Source organism: Clostridium sp. DMHC 10 (assembly GCF_001270375.1).
Taxonomy (GTDB): Bacteria; Bacillota; Clostridia; order Clostridiales; family Clostridiaceae; genus Clostridium_S; species Clostridium_S guangxiense.
In genome coordinates this window covers 1992953-2019284 of the sequence record NZ_LGVB01000015.1, presented here as the reverse complement: position 1 = coordinate 2019284, position 26332 = coordinate 1992953, and the positions used below count along the sequence as shown (strand labels likewise).

Below are 26332 nucleotides of genomic sequence, written 5' to 3'. Positions count from 1 at the left end.
ACATCCTATCTCATCTATCTCGTCTATATCTCATAATCCGATTTTTAATTTTGTCTTCAAAACATGAAAATCAGCAATCAGAATTTCTTCCAATTGCTGAATACGACTCTCCCCTCCTTCAATGTCAAAATTCCTAGGTTTTACAAGGTTTTATTCATTTTCTCGGGTAAGAAAATATGAACTCAGCAGACCTCCCATCTAGGACTACCTGCTTTTGTTCCTATTATGCCGTATACATATTATGTTACATGCATATTATGTTACGTTCATACAATAAAATTATAAATATTTTATTGTATCGGATAAACTCATAGTTTTATATGTTTTCTCATGTTTTTCTATATTTTCCTTACAATCTCCACCCCAACACTAACTTCCATAGTTCTTCCAAAAAACTCTATTTCTATTATTGCTTTTCTTTTATGCCTATCAACCTTTTTTATAGTTCCTTCATAATCCTTCATTGGGCCATCTGTTATTATAATTCTGTCATTTTCTATATATCCATGTGATATTTTAATAAGATGATCTTTTTTCCCAAACCTCATTAAAAATTCTACTTCTCTATCATAGAGAGGTATTATCTCATTTCCATCCCCAAGAATTTTAATTAATTTAGGAATCTTTTTTACACTTAACAGCAAATCGTTTATACAATCACTAACCATAAAGATATATCCGGGGAATAATATTTCAGTAGCTATATGCCATTTTCCCATATATTTTATCTTCTTTTCATAATGAGGAATAAAACATTCTTCTAGAACATCATTAGAAATCAACTTGTTACAAATAAGCTTTATCTTTTCTTCCTCTCCTGTTCTAACTTGAACTGCATACCACATAATTTTCCTCCTTTTGGGTAGGCTTCGCCATTTCACAATTAAATAAATTTTTCAACTGTGAATTCTATATCTTTATGGCATTTAGATAATCAAAAACGCGGCAATGCGACGATTTTAACTCTCTAAAAATTTTTATGACTTTACAACTTTTTTCTTAATTTCTTTAATTCTTTTAACATCTTCTTTTTTCCAACAAAAATAATATCATCACTTTCCAGCACAAATACATCAGAAAGTCCTACTACTACTATAGGTTTACCATTTGCAACCACTATATTATTTTTACCATCTATATTTTTTATTTCACCAACGCAAACATTGTTATCTTCATCTTTATCTCTGTATCTTTCAACAGAATACCAGGTTCCAATGTCATCCCATCCAAAATCGCAGGGTATAACATACATGTTTTTTGCCTTTTCCATTATTCCATAATCCACAGATATATTCTCAACTTCAGGATATTTTTCCTCTAAAACTTCCTCAAAACTATTTTCTCGGCAAGCTGCTATTTCACTTAAAACTTCATAAGTCTTTGATAGATACATCTTAGTAAGTTTAAGTACAGTGCTGCATTTCCAAATAAACATGCCGCCATTCCAAAGAAAGTTTCCTTCTTTCAAATATTTCTTAGCTGTTTCAATATTTGGCTTTTCAACAAACTTTTCTACATTTCTTATTTTATAACTATTTATGTTTTCTTCATTAGCTCCACACTTTATGTATCCATATCCTGTTTCCGGTCTACTTGGCTTCATGCCAAAGGTAATAATTGCCTCTTCTTCCTTATTTATAAATTCCTCTGCGGCCTTTATTGTCTTTAAAAATTGTCCTTCATCTACTATTAAATGATCTGATGGAAGCACTACCATGGAGGAATTTCTATAGTATTTATTTATCATAAATGCAGACAATCCAATGCAGGGTGCTGTGTTTCTCCCTACAGGTTCTACTATTATATTTCTAAGTGGCAAGCTAGGAAGCTGTTCCCTTAATACTTCTACATACCTTTTACCTGTAACCACAAATATTCTTTCAAGTGGTATAAGTTTTGTAAGTCTATCCACCGTCATTTGTATCATGGTTCTATCACCAATAAGCTTCAAAAACTGCTTTGGTTTTTCGTCTGTAGACAGCGGCCAAAATCTTTCACCCCTGCCACCTGCCATAATTAATGCACACAGCATAAATAAGCCCTCCATTCAATGTAACATATATTGTATTTATATTAGTTAATGTTTAGCTAGCATGATCATCCCCGAACAAAACAAAAAATGTTTTAAATATGAGTTTTAAATCAAGCAGTGTATTTCTTTCTCTTATGTACTTTATATCAAGTTTCATCCATTCCTCAAAGCCTATGTCATTTCTCCCCATCACCTGCCAGTAGCAAGTGAGACCTGGTTTAACTAATAACTTTTGTTTTTGCCAATTATCAAATTTTGCCACTTCGCTGGGTAAATTAGGCCTAGGTCCCACAAGAGACATTTCACCTTTTAATATGTTAAAAAGCTGTGGTAGCTCATCTATGCTTGTTTTTCTTATAAATCTACCTACTTTTGTCACCCTTGGATCTTTTTTTATTTTAAACATAGGTCCGGACATTTCATTTTTGTTTTTAATTTCAGCTAGTAAATTCTCGGCATTTACCACCATTGATCTAAACTTGTACATCTTAAAGACTTGTCCACCTTTTCCAATTCTTTTTTGGCTAAAGATAGCTGACCCTTTAGAATCTAATTTTATTGCAATGATAGTAAATATCATGACAGGACTCATAAAAATAATTCCTAAAGCAGAAAAAATTATATCCATACTCCTTTTAAAAAAATAATATACCCTACTGCGTTCATAATCTTTGGTAAGTGCATATGTATCTCCTTTAGCATATTCTTCCATATTTGTCACTTCTGCACTTTGCATTTATATTCCCCCTTGATATAAATTTGCACATTTTATTCCGTAAGCATAAAAAATCACATCATTAAATACTATTATAACATCATATACATAATTATTAAATAATTTAAAGCAATTTTATTACAATTTTATTACAATTATTATTTAAATTTGATTTAATATTTGACTTTATTTTAAATAATTGTTCATTTTGCACTTATAGAACATTCCTTTAATACCCCCAGTTGTGTTTAAAAAAAAGCAGTTTTCAAAATATATTCAAAAACTGCTTTAAAGATAAACCACCATGAAACTTGAAATTTCAATAGTTGAAGCAGTTTATCTATATAGATAAACAAGCTGAAATATTTAAATTACCAATACCAAATTTATCCTTACAAACTGGAATTTGTCGAGCTGAGTGAAGGGTTTTAATTCGCCCTGCTCATTAAAAAACTAACTTTTTCACTTATGTGAAAAGTGAAGGGTTTGACATAGCTTTGCTTGTCAAAGGTGAAGGTTTTTGCCACGGCAAAAGGTTAAGGAATATTTTTGTTGTATGAGATAAACTATTTGTGTTTCTTTCATTAGACATCCTCCTATGTTTTCATATTTGCGGTTGGCTAGACCTGCATTCTATTTTAACATAGGAGTTTTTTCTGCTCAACGGCATAAGCCTTTTTTCTTCCACTTGCTTAGCAAGTGGTTTCCTTCGTTACACAAAGAGGAAACCGTAACTTAGTACGGTTTTATAAAATAAAAAACCTTTAAACTAATTTAATCTGCTGCCTCCATGTATTTATCTTGCTCATAATAAATATTTTGTTCATCAACGAAAGGTAACATATTATCTTCAATGATTAAGATCTTACCCTTTTCAATTCTTCTAACTTCGTCTGGAGTAAATAGCTGCTTAGTCATTTTTTTATCCTGGATTATTACTTCCGTTGTTCCGCACAATTTCGAAATATATTCTATGGTTCGAAGATCTGTAAGACTTGGTAACACTGCTTTTGTTTTACAATTGTTTAATATTGATAGTGTATTGAAATGACCATAAATTTGTTCGAGCTGACTAATGCTTTGCAAACACAGTAAAAATGTAATGTCCCTACTTGCTACAGTACTTAAAATTGTAGAAAAGTTTGAGATTAATCCTATATTTGCAAGTTCATCCATAAGGAATGTAATTGACAGTCCTTTTATATCTGTAAGCTGCTCAATAAGTTGGCTATAAATACATGCCATAAGCGGTGCTAAGTAGCTTGATTTGTTTTCTGGATACGAGACATATAGTGCTGTTGGTTGTTCTCGTAATTGTTGAGCTGTAAAATCACTACGGTTTATTGCTAATTTATCTGTAAATAGCTGGAGATTGCTAGCTAATGTACTTTTTATACTTGCCATAGTCTTCGGAGATTCTATACATGTTTTAAAAATGTTATATTGAGATGCTATATTCTCACTGGCATTTGAAAGCACGCTGTCTAGCTCTATTGGATTTGAGCTTATTATAAGATCTAAAGCCTTTGAAATGTTTTTTGTAAGCATAACAGCGCAGTGAATAATCCTTGGCTGCTCTGTATCCATTCTAGTCCACCTGACTTTTTTCCAGTTTGGAGTTCATATGAAAGTGCTCCATTTATTAAAAGATTTTGAGAAATTTCTATTATTTCTCGGTCATTTTTGCAGTTTTTAATTGGATTGTATTGTATTTTCATATCGAATGGATTGTAAAGAATTGTTTTTCTTCCTATGCTTTCTTGATATTTATGCGTTTTTTCGTAAAGCTCCTGCTTAGGATCTGCAATAACAATGCTGCCTTTTAGATTATTTTCAAGCAAGTTTGGTATAAATACACTTGTAGTTTTACCTTCTCGTGTTGGAGCTACAATAACAGTATGATTTTTCGTATAAGCATTTTTAGATATATGAAGTCCCTCACCTTCTAATATTTTTCCTAGTTTTGCAGTTGCTAGTTTATTTCTGCTTGTGTGACATAGATATGCACCATAAATCCCGCAACATCCTAATGTAAACCATAAAAATTTTTTGAATAATAATTAAAAAGTCCACTTAATCACCTTTATAAAATTACTTAATATTGGGAACAATATAATTAGAAAATAAAATATAGTGGAGGGAATAATTTATGATTACTGCATTAACTATAGGCGAAATCGCTTGTGTAGCACTTTCAGTATATTGTTTTTATCATGTTTTTAAGTAAGTCTAGCCGCTTTGGTTAGACTTTTTTAAATGCTTAATATAAAATTCTATAGCATCTTTTACAAAGTCACTTTTCTCCTCTAACCCTTCAACATACGTATATAATTTCATATCTCGTGTTGTTTGCTTAAAACTTACATAAATCCTAGTAGCTTTTTTCTTAACTTTAGGCATAGGTTACGTCTCCTTTACGTTTCTTTTATTATAATATATATGCTGTAAAGTAAGAAAAATGTATGTCCAAACATCATATTTGTTAAATTGTAATTTCAAGAAATTATTCGTTAAATTGTGATTTTATGAAATACACATCGTGGAAGTTTCCTCTGATCTCCAGAAAGAATTTATATATACAAAATGAATCTCTCTAGTTTTTAGGATGAAGTTTTTCTGTCTTTAAATTACTTATTGAGAACAAAAAATATCAGTAGAACTATAATGTCCTACTGATATTTTGCAACATATACGTAATAATAAATTCATGCTTAGTTTATCTTAAAAACGGTTCATTTGTTTAATAAAATTTTATATGATATTGACGTTATTATTTTACATGACATTAGCATTACCTATAATCCCATACTTTTCCATGAAATCAACTTTATTATAGTTATGTGCTGCTTTAAAATAAAATTTATATGTTCCGTATTGAGGTAAGCTAAATACTAAATCGTCTCCTCCTCCTGTTGCTGTTTGCTCACTATTTTTAACAAAACTATAACCAAACATGCCATGATATTCTAACGCTAAAACTGTTCCATCTTCATATGATTGAAATTCATCATTCCAATGTTCCACATATGCATGTCCAGAAGTTGTCCACGAATCTTGTTCCCATAAACCAACTATAGAAACACCTGTGGCTTTATAAGTATCTAGCAATCCACTATACGCATATGTTTTAAAAGCAGTACCTATTACTGCTAAACCAAAAAATAAGCTTAAGCATAGTATCTTAATTTTACTCTTCATAACGCATCTCCCTTTTTATGTTTTTTATAAAATTCAAATAGTTTTATACCACAATAAAAACCAAGTGTATTTAAAATAATATCATCAATATCCGCAATTCCCCAACTTGCTATATACTGTAAAATTTCAATGCTTGTACAATATACTAAAAAAACTAAAGTTAAAAAGACATTGTTTTTTTTACTTACAGTTTTTCTTATATACACACCTATTGGAATATATGCAATAGCATTACCAACACTCATAATTCCTCCACTTACTGTATTCAAATCTTTGAACATTGAAAGTGGATTAAAATTATACCCTCTTGGAGTTGACAAATCATGAGTTTTAAATAAAGTTAAACTAATAACTAGCAATGAATATGTAATAAATAAAAATAGAAGCTGTTTATCATTTAATTCTTTATTTATTATACATTTTAGCAATATGTAAAGAATACCTGCTATAAATATTCTCAAAACTATAAATCCAATAGGTGACCCAGAGATAAATACAAATATATCATCAAAAACAAAAAAACATAGCAAAACAGACATAGCAAAACAAATTACAACCATAATAAAATTCATTAAATATTTTTTCTTTTTTTGTGTCATTCTATCACCTCTTACATAATATAACATTTATATACAATATAGTCAATATTAAAACTAGTACTTTCATAAATAACTGTAACATACTATTCCGTTTATAATTAATTACGTTAAACACGCATTTTAAGAATAAAAAATCAGCAGATCACTACAAATTAATACTCTGCTGATTTTTTATTTATCAATATGTTATTTTAGATACTTATAACTGATTGTAAAAAATTTGCGAATGCCAGATTTCTTTCACCTTCAAACATTAGATGAGTTATATTATGGATTGTTACTTATAATATAGCTTATTTTACATATAAATAGAAATTTTATCAATAAATATTAATTTAATACAGTAAATTTATTGAAATAATTTAAGTATATGTTGAAATATATAATGTAACTTATCAAATGAAGGAATAAAAAATGCATAATAATTTTAAAAAAACAATTATGAGTTTATCTCTTATTTTAACAATTGGGCTTTTACCAAAACCTGTTCATGCTGCACCTACTACAACTACTGAAACTAACAATGTCCAAGTTGCACTAACTAATTATCTAATATCAATAAAGAATCAAGATATTGAATCTTTTACAGTTGATGACAGACAACTTCAACAAGATAATTCTACGATATTATTTGCAAACGTAAAATTTAAAAATAATGAAGTAGATTATATACCATTTCGTGTGAGCAAAGATAACGGCACTTATAAAGTTAAAATTAATGCTGATTTACCTGTAAAAGATCAATTTAAAGTATTAGAACAAGGTACAAAAATAAAAGTTAAAACAGATTCAATATCACCTGCATCTTATTCAAGAAAAGCTACATGGAATTTTTTACTAAGTTCAAGTGATCCTTACGGTCATGATACTCAATACTCAAGTTCTTTTAGTACAACCGTAGGTAGTTATCTTAAACTTAACCTTAGACAATGGTCAAACTACACAACAGCTAGTATTCAATATGCTCTTGTAAAAAGAGGTTTATTCTCTGACCATGTATATAATAGTATTAACATAAATGGTAATAACCCAGATTCAGGCAGGCAATGTTCATTATATGTTTCTCAAAGTAGCTACCAATTAAGAGTAAGTAATCAAAATGTTGATTTTCCAACAGATAGCTATGGTGAAGTATATGACTAAATAATATACTAAAAGATAAATCAAGGTAAATACACAAGTATTGGTTTATCTTTTAGTTATCTGTACTAAAGAATAATCTCTTTTTAAACACTGTAGTGTAGATAATATATCCAATAATACACCCTACTAAATTCATTATAGCAAAATCAAAATTAAAAACTTTTCCAATAAATATTAACTTTATTATTTGTATAATAACCACAAAACAATATACATTTTTATATTAGACTTTAACGAATTATAATAATTAAATATAAGCGGAGTAAATATCCCAATTGGAATAAATAAAATTGTATAGGTTATAAGTAAATCTATATAATTTATATTGAAACCATATAAACTTATTCCATTAATTATTCCAATTAATGATTTAAAAGGTATTAAGCTATTTAATATAATAGATTTTCCCGAATTTGGTTCAATACTTGATATTTTTATATAATGACCAAATAAAAAAAACAAATATACAAATGCTGCAACTAAAATAATCTTTTTGGTTCTACTTTTCAAATAAACTTTATTACTTTCTAAAAATTCTTTTATATTTTCACTATCTCCAAACCTTTTTATGGCTAATTCTACTGCCTTATCTTCCGAAACACCATTCTTTATAAATTCTTCTTTTAAAGAATTTATATGATCAATAAATTGAAATTTATATTCATCTTTATCCTTGTTTGATATTTGTAAAGGATTAACTAAGTTGTCAACATACTGACCAATATTAATCATTATTATCCTCCTTTATACATTCCTGAATTAATTTATTAATAACATTCCAATCATCTAATTTTTCCTTTAACTCTTTTTTACCCTGTTCTGTTATTGAAAAATATTTTCTTCGTCCACCTTTGCCGGTTTCACCCCAATGAGAATTCAAAAAATTTTTTTTCTTCAAGTCTTTTCAAAGCTGGATATAACGTTCCTTCTCCCATTTCATATAAAGAGTTTGTATAATCTTTGATTTTTTTTGCTATTAAATATCCATATACATCTTTCCTATTACTAAGAGCTAATATTAGAATATCAATACTCCCTTTTAATAATTCCTTATTCATAATTCCTCCATTCTTTATATTTTTATATTATTGAAATTTGACTTATCAATGTTTGATACTATTATAATACCAATTACATCGTATTACAATAGTATTAGTAAATATATTTATATTTTAATAGAAGTATTTGTAGTAACGGAATAATAGCAACAGGAATTACTTTATTTTAAAAATTATCAATCTGTTTCTTTTATCAAAATCCTGGTATTTGAGAATTAATAATTTTATCCAAAATTACTCCTTTCAATCCACTAAAATAGTTATATATAAAGCTATAAACAAGCAACTAAATATAAGTAATAATTCATCAAACAAACATTACCGAACAATATTTATAGGTATCCTTAAATATTGTTCAGTATTTTTTTGTTTTTTACTAGGTTCCATACCAGGATCACAGCCTCATGAAATTCCTGAAACTGAAAAATACGAACTATAATTTTCTTATTATATTTTACAAGTTAGTAGAAATATATGGTATAATATTTATGAGAGAATAAAGTGTTTTTAAGTTGTCATCCTCCAGATTTGCTCTCTTGCAAAGGAGTCGTTGCGGTTAATTGGCAGCAGAGGGGGTGACAGATTTTGAGTGATAAACTTGTATTTGTTGCAATGTTTTGTATAACAGCTTTAATAATAGCTGGAATGTTTTTCTATTCTACTTATAAGAAAGAAAAAATTAGAATTAAAGAGCAAAGCAAACATTAAAGACTTAATTAACGCAGAAATCGCAGTAACCGCTGAAGATAAAAAATCAAAAAAATAAAATGTGCCTACTGACATAAGCACATTTTCCAATAAAAACATCCAAACTAAAAAACCGCAACGGCTTCTTTTAAATATATTATATCACATTTTCATAAAAATAAACATAATATTATACTTTCGCGGATTAATATTATTTAAGAATAATTCTATAACTAAGATAACGTTGAAAAAAGGATGATATTTAGTGAAAAAAAAATACTTATTAATAATCTTATTAGTGCTAAGTTTATTATTTAATATATACTCTATTGCTATTCAAAACCAAAAAAAAAGAAATGCAAATGATATATTTATAACCTGCATAGATACGGCTGATTCTTGTTTTGGAGTTGACTATGACAAGATAGATGAAGGTACTAAAACTTATTATTTTTCAAAGCTATCTTCAAATTTACATACAGCTTCAGATATATTACAGTTTACTTCTTATGCTAATGTTCCAGGTAAAGTAAAAGGTTCTATGAATGCAATATCTAAATTGTATTTAATAACAACAAACCCTAATAAAACAACAACTGAAAAATTAAAGACTATTGGGCAAAAAGAACAAGCTGCTTTCAAATATTTACATTTTATAAGTAATGATCCTCAAAACAAAGATAATTGGGATAAACTTTTAAAAGTTGAAAATGATATAAATTTTTAATATGTTTTATCGAGAAACATAAACGTGAGCTTGATCTGTATCTTTTGAAAGGCTCAATGATACACTTGGTATTCCATGTATATCTATACTTATACCTCCAAAAGAAACTTGCTCATGTAAATAATTACTGTATAAAATGAACCTATACCTTGTATAAGTGCCAGAAGTCCCGTTACTACAGACATAATTGTACCGTTTATCCTGGTACTGTAAGTATCTTCAGTAACATAATAATAGGTATAACCATCAGATCCAGTAAAATGTTTTGAAGTTCCTAAAATACCAGCACACATAATAATAGATAAAGCTTTAGCCATAATGATTTTTGTTTTTTTCATAAATATCACTTCTCAACATATCTCGTGTACTTGCTTGTACACTACTTTTTTTGATTTTGCTCTCGATAAAAGGTAGATATTAAATAAAATACCTAAAATACTAATAGGCCCAGCTATAATAAAAATCAAATCATTTGTCTTCTTCCAGGCAATAACAGAAATTATTCCCATACATATCATTACAATCAATGAAATAAAAACAATTATATTAATAAGCTTGTTATTTAGACTTTCTTTGTTATTAAGATTTTTATTACTCATAACATCCTCTTTTCACTAATGTTTGCAAGATCAAAAATATAAATTAATAATGTATTTTTCAACATTATTAATTATTTACTTTATTATACATTAAAGTCATATAAATAAAAGCAGATAGCCTCGTTTTTAAGCAAGACCATCTGCTTTTTTTATGAAAACTATGAATTTCTATGCATCCATTTTTTTCAGCACTAATTTCCTCTTTACCTAAAAGCTTTTTAAAGCAAGATAAAGTTACCATAATACCAAGTGCTGCAAGTAAAACAGCAAATATGAGCTGAAGCCCATCAGTTAAGAATACAAAATTTCCAGTTGATAATTTTTTTACAATACCAATGATTGCTTGAGCCAATGCTGTAAAGGTAACTGCAAGCATAATACACATTGGTCCCCAAAGCATGAAGCCTTTACGTCCAGTTGTTTTAAGAAATACTGACAAAGCTATTAAAACAAGCGCTGAAAGAAGCTGATTTGCTGATCCAAACAAAGGCCAAACGTTGTTGTATCCTCCAAATGAAAGAGCGAGTCCAATTGCAAGCGTAATAATAGTAGCAAAGTAGTTATTAGTCATTAACTTCTTAAAAGGTGACATTTTACTTCTATCAGTAGTATTATCTATGAAAAATTCCTGAAAGGACATACGACCAATACGTGCAACAGAATCCAATGTTGTTAATCCAAGCGCAGAAACAAACATGGTCATGACACATACAGCAATGTACTTCGGAATACCTAAAATTCCAAGAAATCCAGCTATAGCAGACGCAAAGAGTGAAAATGGTGTTCCCTTTGGTATTTTCCCTCCTACAGCAAGCGAACCTACTGCAACTAAAGCAATAACAGCAAGTAGAGATTCAACAAGCATTGCTCCAAATCCAATGCTTAACATATCCTTTTCATTTTGTACCTGCTTTGAAGAAGTTCCAGATGAAACTAAACTGTGAAAACCAGATACAGCTCCACAAGCAATAGTTACAAATAAAGTTGGAAAAAGCATTTTACCATTTACCACAAAACCATTAAATGGTGCAAGGTTCATAGATGGTCTAGCAACAGCCACCCCAAGTACAGCTCCAACAATCATTCCTATAAGTAAGAAAGAGCTTAAATAATCTCTTGGCTGCATTAAAAGCCACATAGGTGTTATAGAAGCAAGAAAAATATAAGCAAATACAATTACAAGCCAAAAATTTTTACTAAAATACAATGGGAAAGAAATACCAACTGCTAACATTACTAATAAAAGAATAATACCCATAACAAATTCAAGCAGTTGACTTGGCTTTTTATAACGAACAAATAATCCAAATAATACTGCAACTACAATAAATAACATTGATATTGATGCTGCGGCAGCATTAGGTGTATTTTTCACTCCATTTGCGCCAAAACCATTAAATGTACTAGTAACTATATCTGCAAAAGCTGCAATAACTAATGCTGAAAATATCCATGAAAATAATAAAAATAATTTTTTTCCAGTTCTGCCTATATACTGTTCTATAATGCATCCGATAGATTTTCCTTCATTCTTTACAGACGCATAAAGTGCTCCAAAATCATGAACGGCCCCAAAGAAAACGCCTCCAACAAGAATCCATAAAAGTACTGGTAACCATCCAAACATTGCTGCAATAATTGGTCCAGTTACAGGTCCTGCTCCTGCAATAGATGAGAATTGGTGAGCAAAAACTACTGCCTTAGGTGCTGGAATGTAATCTTCTCCATCTTCTTTTGCATAGGCAGGTGTTTTAGCTTTAGGATCAATTCCCCATTTGTTAGCAAGCCATTTACCATAGATAACGTATGCTCCTCCAAGAACCACAATAGCGATTCCTATCATTAGAAGTCCACTCATTTTATAAAATCCCCCTTTTTATTGTTGAATATCTTTGATAATAAAATTGAATTTTCCCCAATCAATTTAATATCTTTTACACTCACTTATTTCTATTATTACAATACTTTTACCCCTTTTATGGATTATTGTCTACGAGTTTATTTCATTATTAACAACTTGTTAATGTATGTTTGTGATTTTTACACATATACAAATTGTAACGTATACACTTGTTACATTGACAATGTTTTTCGCATACATAAAATCAGCGTATCAAAAATATTATTTATATAATCTCGACTCTTACATTTTTAAAACTTCAGCTAATCTATCTATGCCTTCTGTGATTTCACTTACACTAAGATGTCCATACCCTAAAATTATTTCATTTTTGTGTTTGCCTTTTTCTAGCGTATTCCTTTTTCATTTTCCAAATATGTCTTTCAAGTTTTCCATCATCAAGGAATTTGGCAAGTACAAGCTGAGACATAGACTCCGTATGCACATCGGTATACATTTTAAGCTTTAAATATTTAGGTATTAATGCATCAGGAAGTATAATATAACCAAGCCTAAGGGATGGAGCGAGGATCTTACTAAAAGAGCCTATATATATCACTCTATCAGGCTCCAATTCATAAAGAGAACTTACTGGCTGACCACCATAGCGAAATTCACTATCATAATCGTCCTCGACAATATAACAATTTTTTTCTTCAGCAAACTTAACCAATTCTATTCTTCGTTGAATTGACAGAACACTTCCTAGCGGAAATTGATGAGACGGTGTCACATAAACAAATCCAACTTCGTTATTCGTATTGAGTTTATCTGTCCTCATCCCATTATTATCAACCTCAACAGAATTTATTGAATATCCGTATTTTGAAATGACATTTAAAAGTCCATAATGAATAGGATCTTCTAAAATATTTACTTCTTTTAAAATAAAGCTCTTTTGCCACAAAAGTACCTGCTCCAGCTCTACTTTCAATATATCCTTCTGCCATAAGTTCCTCGTATGCCTCTAATATAACGTTTCTAGAAACTTTTAAATCGTAAGAAAGTCTTATAGTTGATGGTAGTTTTTCCTCACCTTGAAGTTTCCCTTCCAATATCATGGTTTTAATTTGACTATAAACCTGCTTTATAAGCGATAACTCACTATTTTTATCAATAATAATTTGCATACTTTTTCATCTCCAAACCAAAAGTGGTACCATAATAAATCATAAAGATTGGAACTATATAAACCACTTTACATGTGGTAATATTATAAAATAATAGCCATAATATTACAATAAAATTTAAGGAGTGAGACGATTGTTAACAATATCAGAAAATTTAAAAGAGCTTTATCCAGATGCCAAATTTGGAATGCTTGTGATGAAGAACGTAAAAAATTTACATAGTGATCCAAAATTCAGTGAAGTTAAAGCTTCAATACAAAATGAATTATTGAATAAATATCCAAACTTTAATAGAAAAGAATTTGTTAAAACTGAACCGATTTGCTTTTACAAAAATTATTATAAAAAATTTAAAAAGACCTACCCTGTTCAGCTTGAATTGGAATCAGTAGTCTTAAAAGGCAAATCCATACCAAACGTATCTACCTTAGTAGAGGCTATGTTCACAGCTGAATTAAAAAATTTGCTTTTAACTGCTGGACATGATCTTGATAAAATAAATTTTCCTCTTAAACTCAGCTTGGCAGATGGTTCTGAGAGTTTTACTGGCATTTCCGGTAAAGATCAGTCTCTTGCTAAAAATGATATGATGCTTTCAGATAGGACTTCTGTTATATCAAGCATTTTAAATGGTCCTGATTACAGAACAAGAATCACAGCTGATACAAAAAATGCACTATTCTACACTTACATACCATCTGGCATTAGTGATGATGCTATTTTCAAGCATCTAAAAGATATTAGTGACTATGTTTCTATATTTTCTCCTGATGCAAAAATTGATTTAATGGAAATATTTTAATCAATATATAGATAAACAAGCTAAAAAGTTGAAATTGCTAATACCAAATTCATTCCCATAAATTTGGTATTAGCAATTTTAATCTTTAAGCTTATTTATCCATAGTCAATTAAGTTTACAAAATAGAACACTAAAAGAGAGGATTAAAAATTTATATAGTGCTAAACTTTTACTTAAAGAGGAGGTGCAAAAATGAAATGGCTAAGACAATTAAGTCAGGTTATTGATTATATAGAAAAAAATTTAGATGGTAATATTTCTTACGATGAAGCTGCAAAAATTGCTTGTTTATCAACTTATTATTTTCAAAGAATGTTTTCGTACATTACAGGCATTACCTTATCCGAATATATACGCAGAAGACGCATGACAAAAGCAGCTTTCGAATTGCAGACAACTAATAAAAAAGTAATGGATATAGCTTTAAAATATGGCTATGAATCACCAACTGCTTTTAACAGAGCATTTCAAAGTATTCATGGGGTTTCTCCAACGGCCGCACGTACGAAGGGAACCTTGTTAAATGCATATCCACCTATCAGTTTTTCAATTTCGATCATAGAAGGTGAAAATATGAACTATAGAATTGAAACAAAAAAGGCAATTAGAATTGTTGGAATTAAAACAGCTCTTAATGAAGATATGGAGGAAAACCAAAAAATTGCTCCTGTGTTTTGGAATAAAGTACTTAAAAATCCTTTGTTTTCTGATATCTGCAAACTTACAAATAAAGAGCCCAATGGTATCTTAGGCGTAACCGCTATATAAATCCACAAAATATTTACTACTACATTGCTGCTCCAACGGATAAACCTGTACCATCCGGCATGGTTCAATTTAAGATACCTGCCGCAACATGGGTGATATTTGAATGTAATGGTCACTTTAAGGAATCTATTCAAGCAATCTTTAAGCGCTTTCTCACAGAGTGGCTTCCTACTTCAGGCTATGAATATGCTGAGCTTCCAGATATAGAAGTTTATCCAGTTAACACAGCTGGAGCGAAAAGTGGTCATGCAGAAGTCTGGATAGCTGTTAAAGCCCAAAATTAAAGAAAGAAGTGAAAAATATGAATTATCAAATTGAAATTAAAGATATTGAACCTATTAGAGTCGCATTTATGAAATACAGAGGGGTTGTCACTGAAGCAAATAAAGTATTTCCTAATGTGTTTAAATCTATTCGTGGCAAAGCAAACGGAGCCCCATTTTTCTGCTACTATGTGATGGACCCAAAATCAAAAATTAGTGAACTAGAACTGTGTGTTCCTACTCTCGAAACACCAAATGATAATGGCATTACAGTAAAAGAAACCCCTAGAATAAAAGCTGTTTGTGTTACTCACATTGGACCTTATGAAACTATGAATTTAGCATATGACGCAATCAATCACTATGCTCAACAAAATAGCCTAACTTTACACCCACCATTCAGAGAAGTTTATATAAAAGGACCTGGAATGTTTTTTAAAGGTAATCCAAATAAGTACATTACTGAAATTATATTTCCTATTAAAGAGGGGGTATAAAATGCTTGCAATAGAAATTAATAGTTTAGTTAAACAGTATAAAAATGGCGTTAAGGCCCTTGATAATTTAAGTTTAAAAGTAAAATGTGGAGAAATTTTTTCCTTGCTTGGACCAAATGGTGCGGGCAAATCTTCACTTATTAATATTCTTACCACCTTTTATAAACCTACTTCTGGAAACGTAACTGTACTTGGTAAAGATTTATACAAAGAACCTGCTTGGGTCCGCACCCAAATTGCCTGTGTTGCACAACGTGTTTCTATCGATGATCACTTGTCTCTTATGGAAAACATGATGTTTCAAAGCAAGCTCTACAAAGTAGACAATACCACAGCAAAAAAAAGAATAAGCACCCTCATTGATAGTTTTGGACTATCGCAATATTTGAAATACCCAGTTGCCTCCTATTCCGGTGGAGTAAAACGTCGACTAGACATTGCAATGAATATGGTATCCATGCCTAAAATACTTTTTTTAGATGAACCAACAGTTGGTATGGATATTATATCTCGAAAAACCATGTGGAAAACTATGCAAAAAATCAAAGAGGATTTTAAAACTACTATTTTTCTAACCACCCACTATCTTGAAGAAGCAGATGTACTTAGCGATACAATTTGCATCATGAAGGAAGGACACGAATTGATCCAAGGAACCCCCGAAAGTCTTAAACAATATATAAAACAAAATATACTTCATATTGGTTTTTCTGATACACAAAAGGCCAAAGAATGTGCTAGTATACTTTCCAAAGCACACATACTTCCATCAATAAACGTCCGTGAAAATTCAATTTTTTCAGATAGCGGAAACAATCGAAAGATTTTTAAGAATATTAACAAGTGGCTTCTAGAAAATAATATTTATTTTAAATCAATTGAAATTATAGAACCCAATCTTGAAGATGTGTTCTTGAAGTTAACTGGTATGGAAGGAAGGTAATTAAATGGATACAATGAATATTTCATGGCGCAATATAAAGTGGCGCTTTCAAAACCCTATTTCAATCGCACTTACTATTATACAACCGCTTATTTGGTTAGTATTGTACAGTGCAATCGCAGGTCAATCTATGCAAAGCATATCACATGGCAACTATACTTCCTTTATGTTACCTGGTATTATGGTACTTGTTACACTTGCATGCTGCAGCAGCAGCGGTTATATCAATTTCATCATGAAGTCTAAAGGCAGTTTTTACAGAATACTCATAGCACCCGTAAAGCGAAGCTCCATTGTCCTAGGTCAAATGCTGGAATCCGTCTGTGTTTCCTTCATTGAAGTGGCAATTATGCTTATTCTGTCTATATTCTTATCCGTACACATTGCATCTGGATTTATTGGACTCTTATTAATGCTGCCCCTCATTTTCATTACAGCCTTTTTTATGTCTGGACTTTGTTATGCTATTAGCTTAAGTTTACCCAATGAAGTAATTTATGAAACAATCATGAATCTAATCGTACTATCCATCTTCTTCGCCAGCACAGCATTGTTTCCAATGAACAATATATCCGGAGGTCTAAAAATCGCAGTAATGATAAACCCCTTCACACATATTATAAACTGCCTGAGAAACCTAATTATAGGAACATCCATCGACTTAAAAAGTTTATTATTTGTGATTGGCCTATTTGCATTGCTTTGCTCAGTCAGCTTTGCACTGGCACTTTGGAAACTCAAATCGCAAACAGCAAACTAATTTTTGCTAGCAATGTTAATAAATGATTTTAAAATTTCCTTTGAATAATTAAGATTTGAAATTTCACTATTAATCCTCTTTAACTGCTTTTTAAAACTACCGATGGCATACTCACTGTTTTTTTGTCCTTCACACATATCACCTACCGCTTTTTCTGTATGATAAAGATTATAAACTCATACACGGCGTTGATGTCAACAAGAATATACTATTTGATCTCTTCCATTTCTCTTGGCTTCATAAAGCTTATCATCAGCATTTTTTATACATTCTTTTTTTATATGTGTACGGTTTTCATATAGACCGCCACTTATAGTAATCTTAATACCATTCTCCCACGGAAAATTCTTAACATTACTTCTGATCCTTTCCGCTATTTCTCTTGCTTCTTCCTGAGCTGTATCTTTTAAAATAACTATGAATTCTTCTCCTCCATATCTTCCAACATAATCTACATCTCTTACACTTTCTATGATTATATTGCTCACAGTAGTTAAAACATTATCCCCTTGAAGATGTCCATAAGTATCATTAATTGCCTTAAAATAATCAATATCAAACATCAACACAGTAAATATTTCACCTTCATTTACATACCGCTCCATGGATTTATCTAATATTTCTTCAATATAATTTCTATTATATAAATTTGTTAGATTATCTCTGATCGATTTTTCATATATAATTTTATTTTCCAACTTTATCTTTTCTGAATTAATTATCTCATGAGAATATTTAATTATAATTACATATGTTTGGACTAATATGAAGATGAACATTCCTATTTGAGCCCCATATTTAGTATTCAAAACTCCATTATTTACAAGTATATCATTAAGTGCTGTTACCATTAAAATTATAAAGGCCAAAAGTACCATATCACTATTTTCTTCTTTTTCTCTTACCTTTTTTTATCAAAAACACTAGTATTTCAAACAAAATTATGCTTAAAATTGCTTGGCTCAAAAATCCTAACTTATCATAAAATATATTATTGGTTACAATGCATATAATAGAAAATACTCCTGAAAAGTACACAGATATTTTAATTATTCTTTTGGGAAAATTAGAAAACAACTCGTTTAGAAATAACACGTAGGCCGGTATTAAAAGATAATATGTAAGTGCTGCCGTTTTACTAAGAAGCTCAAAGGGCATGCTTTGAAAAAATCGAACTATAACTCGTTCATTCAAAAATAAACATCTTAATTGTATGAGAAAACATATAATTAAAAAATAAATAGAGGATTTATTGCTTTTTAAATTTTTATGCAATAACAAAAATAATATTTCTATAATAAATAATGCTCCTACTATTGTTAAATCCACACTTGCATTTAATATGAATTTATTCATGATTTTATCCTTAAGTCCAAATTCTATGGATTTTAACGAAGCAGAAAGATTTCTATAATTTGACGTTTTGAATTACTATATCAACAACTCCATTTTTAGGTACAAAGTACATGTAAATTGGTAAATATATTGATTTTTCATCTTCATAGCTTGTTCCTACTTTACCTACTTTTTCTTGTAAAATACCATTTATCCAAATCTTTGAGGCAGATAACATTTCTTGTATTCTTACTCCATAAACAGCATTATCACTAGCAAATATTTTTAAATGTAATGTCATATATCCTGTATTTTCACCGTTTAACTGTGATTTTAAACTTTTAGAAACAGTTAAGTATTTATCAGTTTTTTCATATTTTAAATCATCTGGATTAAGCAGCTTATTATTATATAATTCCAACTGTCCCTTGATTTTTATATTTCCATTCTTCTGAAAATTATAATTTTTAAATTTAAGGTACTTTAACAGCTTTAATACTTGTACCATTGAAATCTTGGCATACCAATATTAGTGAGATCACAACCACAATAGAAAGGATAATTTTTTTCACTTACAACATCCCCCGAAAATATACTCAACATAATATAAAAATCATATTATATTATTATCAAATTATCAATAGTATTGCAAATTTTTTATCCTTTCTATGGGGGTACCATACCAAACTAGAAGTTAAGAATTTATGGGAGCTTATTTCCTGCCGCTCTGTATATCTCGTACCATTCCTGCCTTGTAAGTTCAATCTCCGATGCTTTACAAATTTCTTTAAGTCTCTTTATATTTGTCGTTCCAACTATTGGCTGCATCTTAGCTGGATGTCTCAAAAGCCAGGCAACTGCTATAGTCGTGTTTGTAACACCCTTATTTTCCGCTATTTCATTTATTTTTTTGTTTAGTTCTGGAAATTTTATTATTGTCTAAAAATACTCCCTCAAAAAATCCATATTGGAATGGAGACCATGGTTGAATTGTTATATCATTTAAACGACAATAATCTAAAATACTTCCATCATGATCAACTGAAGAAGTGTTTGTCATGTTCACATTTATTCCCGCATCAATCATTCCAGTGTGCATAATACCGAACTGAAGCTGATTAATAATAATTTTTTTATTTAAATATTTGTTTAAAAGTTCAATTTGCATAGGGTTTTGATTGCTAACCCCAAAATATTTAACTTTTCCACTGCTGCTTAATACATCAAAAGCTTCTGCAACTTCCTCCGGCTCCATAAGTGCATCAGGACGATGAAGAAGCAGTACATCTAAGTAATCAGTTTTCAATCTCCTTAAACTTTTATCCACCGAATTTAGTATATGTTCTTTTGAAAAATCATAATATCCCTCTCTAATACCGCATTTTGATTGTATTATAAATTTTTCCCTAATACTTGGCTTCATATCAATTGCTTCAGAAAAAATCTCTTCACATTTACCGCCGCCATATATATCTGCATGATCAAAAAAATTAATTCCTGCTTCAAGTGCAGTATTAATAAGCTTATTTGCTTCTGGTATAGTGAGAGCATTAATTCTCATACATCCAAGCGAAATTTCGGACGCATTACTTATTTTTCCTTTACCTATATTAATCGATTTCATTAACAACACCCCTTACTTATAATTATATTATCCGGTAATAATAAACTTTATTGAACAATACAATTATAAGCGTTAAAGTTAACTATAAGTCAAGCATTTTTAATAAATTATTAGAATTTTTTACATTTACTTAAATTTACTTCTTGGCAAATTCATCTATTATCTTTCTTGCAAGACTAAACTTCTTAGGGAGATTAGGAAAGTTGTCCTTTGTAAACCAATCCGCAGCCATTATTTCTTTTCCATCAACCTTTATTTCTCCCGAATCGTACTCCGCAAAAAAACCAATCATAAGTGAATTAGGAAATGGCCATGAGGAGCTCTTGTAATATCTAATGTTTTTTACTTTTATTCCAACTTCCTCAAATATCTCTCTTTTAACAGCACTTTTTAGGTTTTCGCCAGTTTCCACAAAACCTGCAATTAAGCTGTACATATTATTTTTAAAATTACTATTATGGGCAAGCAATATTTTATCTCCATTCGTAATTCCAACTATTATAGCCGGACAAATTACAGGATACATTATATTTCCACATTTAGGACAAATCTTTGCCATTTCGTCTTTTTTGTTTTCTGTTTTAGACCCACATCTTCCGCAGAACCTGTGATTTCTATCCCAATTTAATATTTCACTTGCCCTTCCTGCTGCTTCAAATATTTCTTCATCCATAATTGCGCCTATTTCACGTAAAGAAATAAACTCAAATCCCTCTGATAAATTAGTTTCATCTGAAGCTTCCACAGTAAAACACGCCTTTTTTTTAAATTCTCCCAAAAAGAACTCACTTTCATAATTGATATTTAGCTTTTTAATTTCATCAAAGGTTGGTATATATAAGTCTCCTTCTAATTTTTTTACAAGCAGGCTTCCTTTAAAAAATACAAAACCCAAATCGCAGCTACTGCTTTTTTTCAACACACCAGGCAATATCTTAAAATTACTCATATTTAATCTCCTTAACATTTTTATAAATAAACAACATCAAATATTAAAATTACCAATATCAAATTCAGCTTTACAAACTGGAAGTTGTAATTTCTATATTTTAACTTGCACATCTATAAGTATTTTATCATGTTTTTCATTATTTTTTTAATAATAAATTTGGTATAATCATAACAAGAATATTTGAGAAGGGACATTTTTTCTAATGAATGAGAAAAAGCTAAGGATTTTTTATGAAGTAAGTAAAGAATTAAATATGACTAAAGCTGCCGAAAAACTATATGTAAGTCAGCCATCCATAAGCCAGGCAATAAGTGATTTAGAAAAGGATTTAGGCGTAAAACTCTTTGATAGAATAGGAAAAAAACTATACCTAACTTATGAAGGTGACATCTTTTTAAATTACACTAGAAGAATTTTAAATATATATGATGAAGGTATTAAAGTTGTTAAAGAAATGAACACCCTAAAACGCGGAAAGCTAAAAATTGGAGCAAGTACTACCATTGGAATATATATATTACCAGACATTATAGGCAGTTTTTCTAAAATATATAGCAACATAGACATATCCTTAATCATAGAGAATACAGAAAATATCGTAAAGCTAATAGAGGAAAATCAAATAGATATAGCTTTTGTAGAAGGTCCTACACACTCTGATGAAATAAAATTAGAGAAATTTTGTGATGATGAATTAGTATTTATAACAGCTAAAAATCACCCTTGGACCAAAACAAAAAAAATATTAAAAAGTGATATTGCCAATGAAAAAATGATATTAAGAGAAAAAGGCAGCGGTACTAGAGAAGTTTTTACAACAGCATTAAAGCGAAAGTCCATAGATTACAAAATTTTCATGGAACTTGGACATACCGAGGCTATAAAAAAAGCCGTAGAAGCTGGACTTGGTATTTCATGCATATCTAAAAGATGCATAAAGGATGAAGTTAATTACGGAAAATTAGTTGCAAGCTATATAGAGGATTTAAGAATAAAAAGGAAACTTTACACGATTAATCATAAAGACAAATATATAACTAATGTAATGAATACATTTTTAGAATTTGCCAGAGAAAAAGCAAATATACAGGATAATGAAAGACATAAAAAACTTTCAAAATACCCAATGTAATGTTACTTATTATCCAAAAATATTAGGACTGTTATACCAAGTATGACAGTCCCTCCAACAAATTAGCGTCTTACTTATTAAATTTTTCCAGCTTAGTTTTAGTTTTTAATGTTACTTGTTGTTGTTTTACTTCACTTGAATTCATATTTTCATTTTCCTTACTATAATTATTTTGTTCTTCATCAAATATCTCAAATAACATACCACTAAATGCTGATATTTTCACAGTTAATTTAGCTTGTCCATCACTATCATCAATTTTATATATTTCCTCTTCTTCTGAGACTGTACCATTATATCTGTCCCAATTGCTGTGAAGAATTAATTTAGATTTTTGTCCTTCTTTTAATGCTACACTATAATTTTCTAAGTCTTTGTCTCCAAAATTAAAAATCGCCAATAATGTTTCTTTGGCTCCATATCTATTGATAGCATAAATACAATTGTCATTTTGGCTGCAATCTGCCCATCTAAAATTATCCTTATTATAGTCATCATGCAGTGCTTCATAATGAGTATAAATTTTATTCAAACCTATCATATATTGATGGAAAGCACCATGAATAGGAAACTTAAGAATATCCCAATCTTGTTCTCTTTTTTCGTCCCACTCTCTTAATTGTCCTATCTCATTTGCCATAAAATTAAGCTTCTTACCCGGATGCATCATCATATATAAATACATTGCTCTTGCCTGAGGAAATTTACAATCATAAGCTCCATTCATTTTCTGAAGTATTGTGGCCTTTCCGTGAACTACCTCGTCATGAGAAAGTGCTAAAATATATCTTTCATCGTAAAAATACATCATAGAAAAAGTCAATTTGTGATAATCCCTATGACGATATTCCGGGGCTGTTTGAAAGTACTCTAAGGTATCATGCATCCAGCCCAAATCCCATTTATAGTCAAAGCCCAAACCGCCCATCCAAACAGGTTCAGTAACTCCCTTGTAATGTGAAGAATCCTCTGCAATCAGCATAGCTGTTGGATGAAGCCTTTTTAGACCTTCATTCATTGCTTTAATAAATTCTATTGACTGCCCATTTTGTCCTCTTCTTTCATCTCCCTGCCAATAAATAAGTCGGCTTACCGCATCCATTCTAAGTCCATCAAAATGAAATTCTTTGAGCCAATAATTAGCTGCCGACTGTACAAAACATCTAACTTCCCGTCTCGAATATATAAAATTACAGCTTCCCCATTCGCTTACCCCTACATCGCTACTTGGGTATTCGTACAAACAAGTACCATCATATTCCTTTAATCCATATGCATCTATGGCAAAATGAGCCGGAACAAAATCTAAAATAACCCCAATACCAGCCTTATGCATCTTATCTACCATTTCTTTAAGTTCATCAGGTGTTCCATATCTTGAAGTAGAAGCAAAAAATCCAGTATTTTGATATCCCCAGGAGCCATCAAAAGGATGCTCTGACAATGGCATAACTTCAATATGCGTATACCCATTTTCTCTAACATAATCAACTAGCAAATCTGCAATTCCAGAATAAGAATACCACCCAGTTTCTTCTTCCGATTCCTTTTTCCAAGATCCTAAATGAAGTTCGTATATGTTAAGCGGCTTGTTATAATTAACACTGCGCTTACTCATCCACTCACCATCATGAAAACGGTATGATTTTAAATCTGCAATTATAGAGCATGCCCCTGGTCTAAGTTCCATAAAAAGTCCATATGGATCACAATGCTCTTGCCTCCCTCCATTACTTCCATAAATACAATACTTATACATCATGCCATAATCTGCATTGATTCCACTTATAGAAAAAACACCACTTTGAGCTTCCTGATTCATTATTTGCTCATTCCAACCATTAAATTCCCCTACAATTGTAACCATTCTTGCACTTGGCGCATAAGTACGGAAAGTAAATGTGTCATTCTCCTTATGTGCTCCAAAATACTCATATGCATCAAATGACTTTCCATCATAAAAATCTTGAAGTTTCATATCTCCCCCCCTTTGTACCCTATTTTTAATTTTAATGCTTATCTATTTATTGGTAATTATATCATATATTTCGAATCAATTCACTTCACTTTTTATAAAATTTATAATCATTTCCACAACTGGCTTTGCAATATCATCATCTGTCACAATGCCATACCTAACAGGCAAATTAGTATAACTCATTCTTTGAAGTAATTCCATAAGAGTTTGAAAAATAAACATTTAATTTTAAGTATGCGACAACTCAGGAAACATAAATTTCTTTCCTTGAAATAATGCTTTGTCTTTTCCCATTACAAATAAAGTACCTTCCAATTCTAACCGTTTAACTTCATAAGAAGCTGTTTCCTTTGGTGTAAAATAAAGTTTCACTTTTTTTTATGTTTTCATTTACAACGCAGTTAATTATATCATCTGCAGAAACTTTTTTTTTTTCTCACAAAAAATATCAAATAATTTAAGCTCATCTTTATTAAAATCTACAACTACAACTGCATCATAACAGGGAACATAGTAGACACTATTTTTCATAAACCCATCGCAATAAAACATAGTGAGTTCACCATTATTACACATAAAAATTTGAGCTATAGGAAAAGCTGCTTTTGCCTTATTGTACACTAAAACTCTATCATTTAAATCATTCATATTTAACTTTCTAAAAGCTCCACCATTTTCTGTTTTACTTATGACTTTAGTGCAAACATATTGATCTATTTTAGTAAAACCAAATTTAGGATAAAAATGAACAGCAGAATCATTGGCAAACAAATAAATCAAATCGCTCTTATCTTTATAATCTGCAAGTACTTTTTCCATGAGTCTCCTAGCTAATCCTTGTTTTTTATAGAATTCATCCGTCATAACAGTTCCTAACTGAATATATTTTTTCTTTTCACCAAAAACCTCTAAATCCATCAAGTTAGCTGATACATTTGAAACAACTTTGTCTCCATCCATAAGTGAATACGGTATATACTTGCCTCTCCAATATCCACCTTGATACCAATTTTCAAAATTAAATCCAAAGGTTTTTTCAGTTAAAGCATTGAAACTGCCTCTATAGCTATCATCCTTGCCATTTCCAATAACAATCTTATATTTCTTCTCATTAATATTTACATACTCCATAATTATTTCCTCCAATATATAGATACACAGCCTGAAAGTTTCAAATGACTACTACCAAATTGATCCTGTTAAACTGGAATTTGTGAAGTAACAATGCTTCGTCGCGTTAAAAAAATCCTATAAATCTAAGTGGTTATTTAAAAAAAGTGGTTGCTTTGGGTTCTAGAAGGATAATGGGCAAAGCCCAAACCCCGCGTATGTTTATACTCGCATACGCTTAAACAGATTGAAATATCTAAGCATTTTACAATTTTTGAACCAAGATTTATTAGAATTTTTTTAAACCGTTCCTACGGAATTTTGACGTGAATATTTATAATACTTTATTTAAACAATTTAGCATTTATTTTATTGTAAAA

At 30.2% G+C, this 26332-nt stretch carries 34 protein-coding genes and 1 pseudogene; 10 read left to right on the top strand and 25 right to left on the bottom strand.

Annotation, left to right across the window (positions count from 1 at the left end; all coding sequences use genetic code 11):
• Positions 1 to 338: 338 nt before the first annotated feature.
• The 8 genes from loaP to AGR56_RS11805 all read right to left on the bottom strand — a co-directional run bounded on the left by loaP (position 339) and on the right by AGR56_RS11805 (position 6544).
• A complete protein-coding gene (loaP, locus tag AGR56_RS11835; protein WP_053242408.1) occupies positions 339 to 845 on the bottom strand; it encodes an antiterminator LoaP in 507 nt (168 codons plus the stop codon).
• Between the two features lie 140 nt (positions 846 to 985).
• Positions 986 to 2032, bottom strand: coding sequence for a mannose-1-phosphate guanylyltransferase (locus AGR56_RS11830; RefSeq protein WP_053242407.1), 1047 nt, complete (start codon positions 2030 to 2032; stop codon positions 986 to 988).
• 52 nt (positions 2033 to 2084) lie between these two features.
• Positions 2085 to 2744 carry a sugar transferase gene (locus tag AGR56_RS11825; protein WP_053243326.1) on the bottom strand — a complete coding sequence of 220 codons (660 nt, stop codon included), beginning with the start codon at positions 2742 to 2744 and terminating at the stop codon, positions 2085 to 2087.
• Between the two features lie 777 nt (positions 2745 to 3521).
• The gene (locus tag AGR56_RS11820; protein ID WP_084756995.1) at positions 3522 to 4334 is read right to left on the bottom strand and encodes a type IV secretory system conjugative DNA transfer family protein; all 813 of its coding nucleotides are present in this window, start codon (positions 4332 to 4334) and stop codon (positions 3522 to 3524) included.
• Complete coding sequence (locus AGR56_RS22840; protein ID WP_278279696.1) at positions 4265 to 4639, bottom strand: type IV secretory system conjugative DNA transfer family protein; 375 nt, start codon at positions 4637 to 4639, stop codon at positions 4265 to 4267. Before AGR56_RS22840 ends, AGR56_RS11820 begins: the two co-directional genes overlap by 70 nt.
• Positions 4640 to 4976: 337 nt before the next feature.
• A complete protein-coding gene (locus tag AGR56_RS20790) occupies positions 4977 to 5147 on the bottom strand; it encodes a hypothetical protein (RefSeq protein WP_198150050.1) in 171 nt (56 codons plus the stop codon).
• A 375-nt stretch (positions 5148 to 5522) separates the two neighbouring features.
• Positions 5523 to 5945: a hypothetical protein gene (locus AGR56_RS11810; RefSeq protein ID WP_053242404.1), complete on the bottom strand. Its 423-nt coding sequence runs from the start codon at positions 5943 to 5945 to the stop codon at positions 5523 to 5525.
• Entirely contained in the window at positions 5942 to 6544 is a 603-nt protein-coding gene (locus tag AGR56_RS11805; protein ID WP_053242403.1) for a VanZ family protein, read from the bottom strand. The genes AGR56_RS11810 and AGR56_RS11805 overlap by 4 nt, the downstream gene beginning before the upstream one ends.
• Positions 6545 to 6958: 414 nt before the next feature.
• Between AGR56_RS11805 and AGR56_RS11800 the strand changes: the two genes are divergently transcribed.
• Entirely contained in the window at positions 6959 to 7687 is a 729-nt protein-coding gene (locus tag AGR56_RS11800) for a hypothetical protein (RefSeq protein WP_053242402.1), read from the top strand.
• A 183-nt stretch (positions 7688 to 7870) separates the two neighbouring features.
• Here the strand turns inward: AGR56_RS11800 and AGR56_RS11795 are convergent, their stop codons facing one another.
• The 3 genes from AGR56_RS11795 to AGR56_RS23445 are packed head-to-tail and all read right to left on the bottom strand — an operon-like array spanning position 7871 to position 8745.
• The gene (locus AGR56_RS11795; RefSeq protein ID WP_053242401.1) at positions 7871 to 8419 is read right to left on the bottom strand and encodes a hypothetical protein; all 549 of its coding nucleotides are present in this window, start codon (positions 8417 to 8419) and stop codon (positions 7871 to 7873) included.
• Entirely contained in the window at positions 8412 to 8567 is a 156-nt protein-coding gene (locus tag AGR56_RS23450; RefSeq protein WP_347460472.1) for a PadR family transcriptional regulator, read from the bottom strand. Before AGR56_RS23450 ends, AGR56_RS11795 begins: the two co-directional genes overlap by 8 nt.
• The gene (locus AGR56_RS23445) at positions 8548 to 8745 is read right to left on the bottom strand and encodes a PadR family transcriptional regulator (protein ID WP_347460471.1); all 198 of its coding nucleotides are present in this window, start codon (positions 8743 to 8745) and stop codon (positions 8548 to 8550) included. The genes AGR56_RS23450 and AGR56_RS23445 overlap by 20 nt, the downstream gene beginning before the upstream one ends.
• A 585-nt stretch (positions 8746 to 9330) precedes the next feature.
• On the opposite strand from AGR56_RS23445, the gene AGR56_RS22835 reads away from it, so the two are divergent.
• Both AGR56_RS22835 and AGR56_RS11785 read left to right on the top strand, forming a co-directional pair.
• Positions 9331 to 9453: a hypothetical protein gene (locus AGR56_RS22835; protein ID WP_278279621.1), complete on the top strand. Its 123-nt coding sequence runs from the start codon at positions 9331 to 9333 to the stop codon at positions 9451 to 9453.
• Positions 9454 to 9697: 244 nt separating this feature from the next.
• Positions 9698 to 10159 carry a hypothetical protein gene (locus AGR56_RS11785; protein WP_053242400.1) on the top strand — a complete coding sequence of 154 codons (462 nt, stop codon included), beginning with the start codon at positions 9698 to 9700 and terminating at the stop codon, positions 10157 to 10159.
• An 89-nt stretch (positions 10160 to 10248) separates the two neighbouring features.
• On the opposite strand, the gene AGR56_RS11780 is transcribed toward AGR56_RS11785, so the two are convergent.
• From AGR56_RS11780 to AGR56_RS21865, 5 genes are all read right to left on the bottom strand, one after another.
• Positions 10249 to 10476, bottom strand: coding sequence for a hypothetical protein (locus tag AGR56_RS11780; protein WP_157055754.1), 228 nt, complete (start codon positions 10474 to 10476; stop codon positions 10249 to 10251).
• Between the two features lie 33 nt (positions 10477 to 10509).
• The gene (locus tag AGR56_RS11775) at positions 10510 to 10758 is read right to left on the bottom strand and encodes a hypothetical protein (RefSeq protein ID WP_053242398.1); all 249 of its coding nucleotides are present in this window, start codon (positions 10756 to 10758) and stop codon (positions 10510 to 10512) included.
• Between the two features lie 67 nt (positions 10759 to 10825).
• Positions 10826 to 12616 carry a carbon starvation protein A gene (locus AGR56_RS11770; protein WP_084756991.1) on the bottom strand — a complete coding sequence of 597 codons (1791 nt, stop codon included), beginning with the start codon at positions 12614 to 12616 and terminating at the stop codon, positions 10826 to 10828.
• A 367-nt stretch (positions 12617 to 12983) separates the two neighbouring features.
• The gene (locus tag AGR56_RS21870) at positions 12984 to 13565 is read right to left on the bottom strand and encodes a PLP-dependent aminotransferase family protein (RefSeq protein ID WP_231016839.1); all 582 of its coding nucleotides are present in this window, start codon (positions 13563 to 13565) and stop codon (positions 12984 to 12986) included.
• Positions 13456 to 13788, bottom strand: coding sequence for a winged helix-turn-helix domain-containing protein (locus tag AGR56_RS21865; RefSeq protein WP_053242396.1), 333 nt, complete (start codon positions 13786 to 13788; stop codon positions 13456 to 13458). The genes AGR56_RS21870 and AGR56_RS21865 overlap by 110 nt, the downstream gene beginning before the upstream one ends.
• Before the next feature lie 133 nt (positions 13789 to 13921).
• Between AGR56_RS21865 and AGR56_RS11755 the strand changes: the two genes are divergently transcribed.
• From AGR56_RS11755 to AGR56_RS11735, 6 genes are all read left to right on the top strand, one after another.
• Positions 13922 to 14590, top strand: a complete 669-nt coding sequence (locus AGR56_RS11755; RefSeq protein ID WP_053242395.1) for a phenylalanine--tRNA ligase beta subunit-related protein — start codon at positions 13922 to 13924, stop codon at positions 14588 to 14590.
• Between the two features lie 192 nt (positions 14591 to 14782).
• Positions 14783 to 15358 (top strand): helix-turn-helix domain-containing protein, encoded by a 576-nt coding sequence (locus tag AGR56_RS11750; RefSeq protein WP_347460470.1) that lies wholly within the window; start codon positions 14783 to 14785, stop codon positions 15356 to 15358.
• Between the two features lie 59 nt (positions 15359 to 15417).
• Positions 15418 to 15642, top strand: coding sequence for a GyrI-like domain-containing protein (locus tag AGR56_RS23440; protein WP_347460469.1), 225 nt, complete (start codon positions 15418 to 15420; stop codon positions 15640 to 15642).
• A 17-nt stretch (positions 15643 to 15659) separates the two neighbouring features.
• The gene (locus AGR56_RS11745) at positions 15660 to 16118 is read left to right on the top strand and encodes a GyrI-like domain-containing protein (RefSeq protein ID WP_053242394.1); all 459 of its coding nucleotides are present in this window, start codon (positions 15660 to 15662) and stop codon (positions 16116 to 16118) included.
• A 1-nt stretch (position 16119) separates the two neighbouring features.
• Positions 16120 to 17061, top strand: a complete 942-nt coding sequence (locus tag AGR56_RS11740) for an ABC transporter ATP-binding protein (RefSeq protein WP_053242393.1) — start codon at positions 16120 to 16122, stop codon at positions 17059 to 17061.
• A gap of 4 nt (positions 17062 to 17065) precedes the next feature.
• Entirely contained in the window at positions 17066 to 17821 is a 756-nt protein-coding gene (locus tag AGR56_RS11735) for an ABC transporter permease (RefSeq protein WP_053242392.1), read from the top strand.
• Here the strand turns inward: AGR56_RS11735 and AGR56_RS20320 are convergent.
• From AGR56_RS20320 to nudC, 6 genes and pseudogenes are all read right to left on the bottom strand, one after another.
• Positions 17818 to 17958 carry a hypothetical protein gene (locus tag AGR56_RS20320; RefSeq protein WP_157055753.1) on the bottom strand — a complete coding sequence of 47 codons (141 nt, stop codon included), beginning with the start codon at positions 17956 to 17958 and terminating at the stop codon, positions 17818 to 17820. The two genes, AGR56_RS11735 and AGR56_RS20320, sit on opposite strands and share 4 nt — an antisense overlap.
• A gap of 57 nt (positions 17959 to 18015) precedes the next feature.
• Entirely contained in the window at positions 18016 to 18690 is a 675-nt protein-coding gene (locus tag AGR56_RS20315) for a GGDEF domain-containing protein (protein WP_198150049.1), read from the bottom strand.
• Between the two features lie 13 nt (positions 18691 to 18703).
• Entirely contained in the window at positions 18704 to 19177 is a 474-nt protein-coding gene (locus AGR56_RS20310) for a 7TM diverse intracellular signaling domain-containing protein (RefSeq protein WP_157055751.1), read from the bottom strand.
• A gap of 52 nt (positions 19178 to 19229) precedes the next feature.
• Positions 19230 to 19664: a hypothetical protein gene (locus AGR56_RS20305; protein WP_157055750.1), complete on the bottom strand. Its 435-nt coding sequence runs from the start codon at positions 19662 to 19664 to the stop codon at positions 19230 to 19232.
• Between the two features lie 194 nt (positions 19665 to 19858).
• Positions 19859 to 20780 (bottom strand): annotated as a pseudogene (locus AGR56_RS11725) (aldo/keto reductase family oxidoreductase).
• 136 nt (positions 20781 to 20916) lie between these two features.
• Positions 20917 to 21729, bottom strand: coding sequence for an NAD(+) diphosphatase (gene nudC, locus AGR56_RS11720; protein ID WP_053242391.1), 813 nt, complete (start codon positions 21727 to 21729; stop codon positions 20917 to 20919).
• A gap of 205 nt (positions 21730 to 21934) precedes the next feature.
• Between nudC and AGR56_RS11715 the strand changes: the two genes are divergently transcribed.
• A complete protein-coding gene (locus AGR56_RS11715; RefSeq protein ID WP_053242390.1) occupies positions 21935 to 22864 on the top strand; it encodes a selenium metabolism-associated LysR family transcriptional regulator in 930 nt (309 codons plus the stop codon).
• Positions 22865 to 22934: 70 nt separating this feature from the next.
• Here the strand turns inward: AGR56_RS11715 and glgB are convergent, their stop codons facing one another.
• From glgB to AGR56_RS11705, 3 genes are all read right to left on the bottom strand, one after another.
• Complete coding sequence (gene glgB / locus AGR56_RS11710) at positions 22935 to 24842, bottom strand: 1,4-alpha-glucan branching protein GlgB (protein ID WP_084756989.1); 1908 nt, start codon at positions 24840 to 24842, stop codon at positions 22935 to 22937.
• A 75-nt stretch (positions 24843 to 24917) separates the two neighbouring features.
• Complete coding sequence (locus AGR56_RS22830) at positions 24918 to 25043, bottom strand: hypothetical protein (RefSeq protein WP_269144148.1); 126 nt, start codon at positions 25041 to 25043, stop codon at positions 24918 to 24920.
• 204 nt (positions 25044 to 25247) lie between these two features.
• Positions 25248 to 25973, bottom strand: coding sequence for a GNAT family N-acetyltransferase (locus tag AGR56_RS11705; protein WP_242851421.1), 726 nt, complete (start codon positions 25971 to 25973; stop codon positions 25248 to 25250).
• Between the last annotated feature and the right edge of the window lie 359 nt (positions 25974 to 26332).